General features: G+C 42.3%; 5 protein-coding genes. 1 reads left to right on the plus strand and 4 read right to left on the minus strand.

From position 1 onward, the window contains the following. The 4 genes from safA to nadB form a co-directional block, all read right to left on the minus strand. Positions 1-918 (minus strand): SafA/ExsA family spore coat assembly protein (safA, locus tag V7083_RS00130; protein ID WP_335474102.1); only part of this gene is annotated, 918 nt, incomplete at its 3' end. A gap of 238 nt (positions 919-1,156) precedes the next feature. After that, positions 1,157-2,260: a quinolinate synthase NadA gene (nadA, locus tag V7083_RS00135; protein ID WP_335474104.1), complete on the minus strand. Its 1,104-nt coding sequence runs from the start codon at positions 2,258-2,260 to the stop codon at positions 1,157-1,159. A 1-nt stretch (position 2,261) separates the two neighbouring features. Next, a complete protein-coding gene (gene nadC, locus V7083_RS00140; RefSeq protein ID WP_335474106.1) occupies positions 2,262-3,110 on the minus strand; it encodes a carboxylating nicotinate-nucleotide diphosphorylase in 849 nt (282 codons plus the stop codon). Next, positions 3,079-4,659, minus strand: a complete 1,581-nt coding sequence (gene nadB / locus V7083_RS00145) for an L-aspartate oxidase (protein ID WP_335474108.1) — start codon at positions 4,657-4,659, stop codon at positions 3,079-3,081. Before nadB ends, nadC begins: the two co-directional genes overlap by 32 nt. Positions 4,660-4,752: 93 nt before the next feature. On the opposite strand from nadB, the gene V7083_RS00150 reads away from it, so the two are divergent. After that, a partial coding sequence (locus V7083_RS00150) for an IscS subfamily cysteine desulfurase (protein ID WP_335474110.1) occupies positions 4,753-5,923 on the plus strand: 1,171 nt, incomplete at its 3' end.

The following is a 5,923-nucleotide window of genomic DNA, read 5'->3' on the forward strand; positions in this document are numbered from 1 at the left end:
TGGGTCCATTTGCATTGGTTGCTGATATCCTGGCATTCCCATAGCAGCTCCAGGATTAACCGCTGGGCTCATTGCAGGCATTTGCGGCATGAACGACGATGACTCATCAAAATGATGCGGCATAAACGATGTACCGCCCATCGGTGCTACTGACCCAACTGGAGCGCCGCCCATTGGTACCGCCGCACCACCAACCATTCCAGGGGCCATCGGCATAGCCGGTGTTGCAGGAAATGGCAACGGTTGGACAGGGAAACCTCCAAATGGCGGACAAAATCCTGGTCCTGGCATAATCGGAGTAACTGGAACACAATAGTCCTGCTGTGGCTGTGGCATCTGCATTGGCATTTCAACAGGTGCTTCCATTTTTGGCGGTGGAGCAAAAATAGGATTTTCCTTCATAGGAATCGGGTTTTCCTTCATAGGAATTGGGATTTCCTTTTTAGGAACTTCTTTTACCTCCGGGAGGATATTAGCTGGTTTAGGCGGTAATTGTGGCTGTTCTACCTTCATTTGTTGCATATTCATCATATAGTAGTTATTAATATCGATTTCAGGGACTACTTGCAGAGGCATTTTTGGAGTATAAGGTGCTTTAGGTGCTTCTTTTACGATTGGCTGTTCCTTAATTGGCATTTCTTTGATTGGCATTTCTTTGATTGGCATTTCTTTGATGGGGATTGGTTTTTCCTTGGCAAACGGATGATCTGTCAGCGGAACTTCTTTTTTTATTCCTGGATTTGCCCCTTCCTTTTTTACTATTCCTCCTGAAGTTGGGACTTTTATTTTCATACCGGGCATAATCATATCAGGATTGCTGAGCTGTGAATTGAGTTTTTTCAGCTCTTCAAAGTTCACGCCGTACTTCTTGGCGATCTTCCAAAGAGTATCCCCTTTCTGTACGATATGGATCTTCACTCTGATTTCCCTCCTATGGCATAAGTCCATATAGTGTATGTGTGAATGGGCAAAATGCTAATATTCTTCTCCAAAACTTATGCATTTTTTTTGAAAAATATGATTAGCCATGGGTATAAGCAAAATTTATCCTTGAGGGGCGCGGTTTCTCATCGGTATAGAATCTTATATAGACAACTCTTTCCCAATTTCCAAACAAAAAAGACGCAACCATTTAAGCTGCATCTTTAGAAAATATTTAGGAATTGGCTAGCATCCGTTCTAATGCCAACTTGGCATCTTCGGCAATTTCGTTGCTAACTCTAATAATGTTGCGATTTTCAGGATCCCCCAATGTTTCGAGGCTCCAAACTAAATGCGGCAGATCAATGCGGTTCATCGTCAGACACGGACACATTTGTGGATTTAACGAAATAATGTGCTTATCAGGGTGCTGTTGGATAATTCGGTTGACCAGATTCATTTCGGTACCAATTGCCCAGGCTGAACCAGGCTCCGCTTTTTCAATTGTATTAATGATATAGCTAGTAGAACCAGCTTCATCGGCCAGCTCGACTACCTCGCGGCGACATTCCGGATGAACAATAATTTTCATATCTGGAAATTGAACCCGGGTGTCATGGACATTTTGCACCGTAAAATTTTCATGGACTGAGCAATGCCCTTTCCACAAAATGACTTTAATCTTAGAAATGTCCCCTTCATATATAAGTGTATCATTTATTGGGTTCCATACAGCCATTTCCTCTGGAGCAATTCCTAAATCAAATGACGTATTACGTCCTAAATGCTGGTCAGGTAAAAACAAGATTCTTTCTTTTTGCTCAAAAGCCCATTTTACCATTGTATGAGCATTGGATGAGGTAACAGTTGCCCCGCCATTTGCCCCAACAAATGCTTTGATCGCGGCGGTCGAGTTGACATAGGTTAATGGAAGAATGGTGTCTCCAAACATTTCGCCAAGCTTAGCCCAGGCACGCTCGGTCTGCTGCAGGTCGGCCATGTCCGCCATAGAGCATCCTGCCCGCATATCAGGAAGAAAAACAGTTTGATTCTGAGTCGTTAAAATATCAGCTGTTTCTGCCATAAAATGTACCCCGCAGAACACGATATATTCTGCCTCTGTGTTCTCAGCTGATAATTGTGCCAATCGCAGCGAATCCCCAGTGGCATCCGCAAATTGAATAACTTCATCTTTTTGATAATGATGCCCTGGTATAAATAACTTGGGACCCAGTTTATTTTTAATTTCCTTTACTCTATCTTCAAGTTCCGTACGTGACATTTGCTTATATTCTTCAGGAATTAGTTGATTTTTTTGCATAGAAGCTAAGATACTCATCTTACTCATCTCCTTTGTGCCAATGCACTTTTACGCTAATATCAAGGGCTTTATAGGAATGGGTTAAAAAGCCAAGAGAAATGTAATCCACATCGGTATCGCGATACTCAGCCAAATTACTTAACTGAATCCCACCGGAAGCTTCAGTGATGATTCCTGATGGTACCAGCTTGATAAACTCCTTGATTTCATCAGGTGTGCGATTATCGAACATGATGATATCAACTCCGGCATTTACCGCTTCTCTTACTTGTTCTGCTGTTTCAACCTCAACTTCTACCTTTACCATATGACCTAATTGGCTGCGGACTGCCTCAACAGCACGGCTAATTGTGCCAGCAAAAGAAATGTGGTTATCCTTAATCATGACTCCATCATATAAACCGAAGCGGTGGTTAAACCCTCCACCAGTTCGAACCGCATACTTCTCTAGCATCCGAAGCCCAGGTGTTGTTTTTCTTGTATCACAAATTTTCGTATGTGCACTGTTTAGTGTTTCTACTGCTTGACGAGTCAGCGTCGCAATGCCACTCATTCGTTGAACAAGGTTAAGAACCACTCGTTCCCCTTTTAATAGGTCTGAAATTTTCCCAGAAACGAGCGCCAGCTGCTGTCCTTTATGAATCACTTCTCCATCCTTAACCAGAACATTCGTATTGATATCTGGATTTAACAGGTGAAACCCGGTTTTCATTACTTCTTCCCCGCAAAATATCCCTTCATCCTTCGCAAGGAAGACAATTTCCCCATCGGTCTCCTCCGTAAAAATTAAATCGGTTGTAAGATCCTGTTCCCCTATATCTTCATTAAAAAAACTTTCAAGTTGAGAGCGCAATTTCAGTTTGTTCATGTGACTTCTCCTCATCCCGTCGTTTTTGATGAATCAGTGATTTTCCCAGCCAATTACAATCATCTTCCATTGGATAATCACTTCTATAATGCCCACCGCGGCTTTCTGTCCGCTTCAAAGCTGAATCAGTGATCAACATCGCCGTTTGCAGCATAAATGTCGTTGTGATTTCCTTTATCGTTAAAAAATCCAATTCGGAACGTTTTGGCAATGAAAACTGCTCCAGCCATTTTTTTTGAGTGGTTAAAGCGATCTCATTGCGAACAATTCCGACCCGATCCATCATCGACTCTTGTATTTGCTGGATTTCCGGAAGATTGATTTTTGCAGACTTTCGTTGCCCCTGTTCAATAAGATCATGACTAAAGAATGGCTCTGATGGTAACTCATTGATCCACTCCGCTAGTTTTTTTCCTTGATAAAGGCCTTCGAGCAAGGAATTACTTGCTAGTCGATTCGCTCCATGAAGCCCGGTACATGCAGTTTCGCCAATGGCATAAAGGCTTGGTAAAGTGGTTCTTCCAGTCAAATCTGTTTTAACCCCACCCATTAAGAAATGACTTCCCGGGGCAATCGGAATTTTCCCCTTCGATAAATCAAGCCCGTTTTCCTCACAATTCGCCGTAATTGATGGAAAGCGATTTTTAAAATCTTTAATGCTAGTAATATCTAAAAATACGTTTTTACCTTTTTTCAAATAGGTATAAATCGTCTGTGAGACGATGTGTCTAGGGGCAAGGTCTTTATAGGGATGAATTCCTTCCATGATTAGTGTGCCGTCGTCCGTAACTAACCTGGCACCTTCGCCTCGAACTGCTTCAGAGATTAATCCTTTTGTCTCCCCATTTATATATAAAAGTGTTGGATGAAATTGGATGAATTCCATATCAGCTATTTCTGCTCCTGCTTGATAAGCAAGTGCGATGCCATCCCCTGTTACGGTTGATGCGTTGGATGTATAACTGAATAATTGCCCACATCCACCAGTCGCTAATACAATATGGCTTGCAAAGTAGTGTTCAATCGATTCATCGGAATGTTTTACTTTTACGCCGATACAGCGGTTCTTGTCATGATTTAATATCAATTCATACGCGAATGCGTCTTCTTCAATGCTTATGTTATCTGCCAGACGATCTATTAAATAGTCTGTTACCTTTCGGCCGGTAGCATCACCGCCACCATGAACAATCCGATGTTCGCTATGAGCTCCTTCCATGCCCAATTGCAACTGACCGTGTGAATTACAGTCAAAAACATGGCCGCTTTGAGCAATTTCTCGAATTAGCTTGGGCGCCTCAAAAATAATTTGTTTGACCGAATCCGGGTGATTATGGTATCGACCTGCCTCTAAAGTATCTTCAAAATGTTTGGAAGGATGGTCGCTTGGACCTATTGCCGCAGCAATCCCGCCTTGAGCGAGGTAAGAATTGGAATTAGATAGTTGTGACTTTGTGAGAAGTCTCACATTTTTTTGCTTACTAATGTGGACAGCTAGTTGTAATGCCGCTACCCCACTGCCTACAATGATAACATCCGCATTTGTCATGGTATGACCCTCCTGGCTTAACAGGTGTCTTGACACTATATTTACACAGAATTAAACTAAAAACAAGTATAAAATAGTAATTGGAGGGGAATTATGATCTATTTTGATTTTGCAGCCACTACCCCCTTGGACCCTGAAGCTGCTGAAGTTTATGTGAAAGCGGCGACAGACTTTTTTGGTAATTCCAGCAGTCTTCATGATGTTGGCAGTCAGGCCACGACACTTTTAGAACATTGTCGAGCAGAATTGGCTTCTCTATTAGGCATTGATCCAACAAGTTTGTACTTTACAAGTGGAGGATCAGAAGGAAATTTTTTAGCGATCGAAGCATTGTTGTCTGCAAAAGAAAAAGCCGGAAAACATATTATTGCCGGTATAGCCGAGCATTCCTCCATATACGGGGTTTTGAATCGGCTTGAGAAAGAAGGCTTTGAAATCACATGGCTTCCGTTTACTTCAGATGGAATTATTGATTTGGACCAGCTTTTACGTGCCATCAGACCTGATACAGTCTTATTGTGTATTCAGCATGTAAACTCGGAAATTGGGACCATTCAGCCAATTGAAGAGATTGGTAGAGCCTGCAGAGAACACAAGATTTTATTTCATAGCGATTTCGTCCAATCCTTTGGAAAAATTGAAATCCGCCAATTTATTCCATTTTTAACCAGCTTTTCTTTTTCCGGACATAAAATATACGGGCCTAAAGGTGTGGGCGGAGTCTATATTCAGCCAGGGGTGGCTTGGCATTCATTTTTTCCGGGGACGTCTCACGAAAAGGGTCTGCGTCCAGGTACAATTAACGTTCCTGGCATTGCTGCTATGGCAACCGCCGCTCAGAAAATCGTTCAGAGCATCCCTGAGAATTTTTTGAAATTCCAGCAACTTAGAGAACAGTTCTTTAAAACACTCGAGCCGATTAAAGACCACATAGTGGTATATCAAGCTAGTGAAAATTCACAGCTTCCTCACATTATCGGCATGCGGATTATTGGAATCGAAGGCCAATGGATGATGCTGGAGTGTAATCGGCTAGGCTATGCAATCTCAACTGGCAGTGCTTGTTCAATGGGGCTTCAAGCACCTTCTAAAGCAGTTCAAGCCTTAGGCGTAGGAAATGATGCTGCAAAAGGATTCTTCCGGATTTCTTTTGGCCAACACACTACAACTGATGAGGTAGTAAGGCTCGCATCAGGAATTGTCAGGATCGTTGAAGAGTTTACGAAGTCGACTATTAAAAAAAAACAGGAAGTTATGTTAGAAT

The organism is Bacillus sp. JJ1764 (assembly GCF_036962145.1).
Taxonomy (GTDB): Bacteria; Bacillota; Bacilli; order Bacillales; family Cytobacillaceae; genus Neobacillus.

Excerpts from the sequence above, each read along its gene's own strand:
- nadA (WP_335474104.1), bottom strand. The coding sequence starts at position 2,260 with ATGAGTATCTTAGCTTCTATGCAAAAAAATCAACTAATTCCTGAAGAA.
- nadC (WP_335474106.1), bottom strand. The coding sequence starts at position 3,110 with ATGAACAAACTGAAATTGCGCTCTCAACTTGAAAGTTTTTTTAATGAA.
- nadB (WP_335474108.1), bottom strand. The coding sequence starts at position 4,659 with ATGACAAATGCGGATGTTATCATTGTAGGCAGTGGGGTAGCGGCATTA.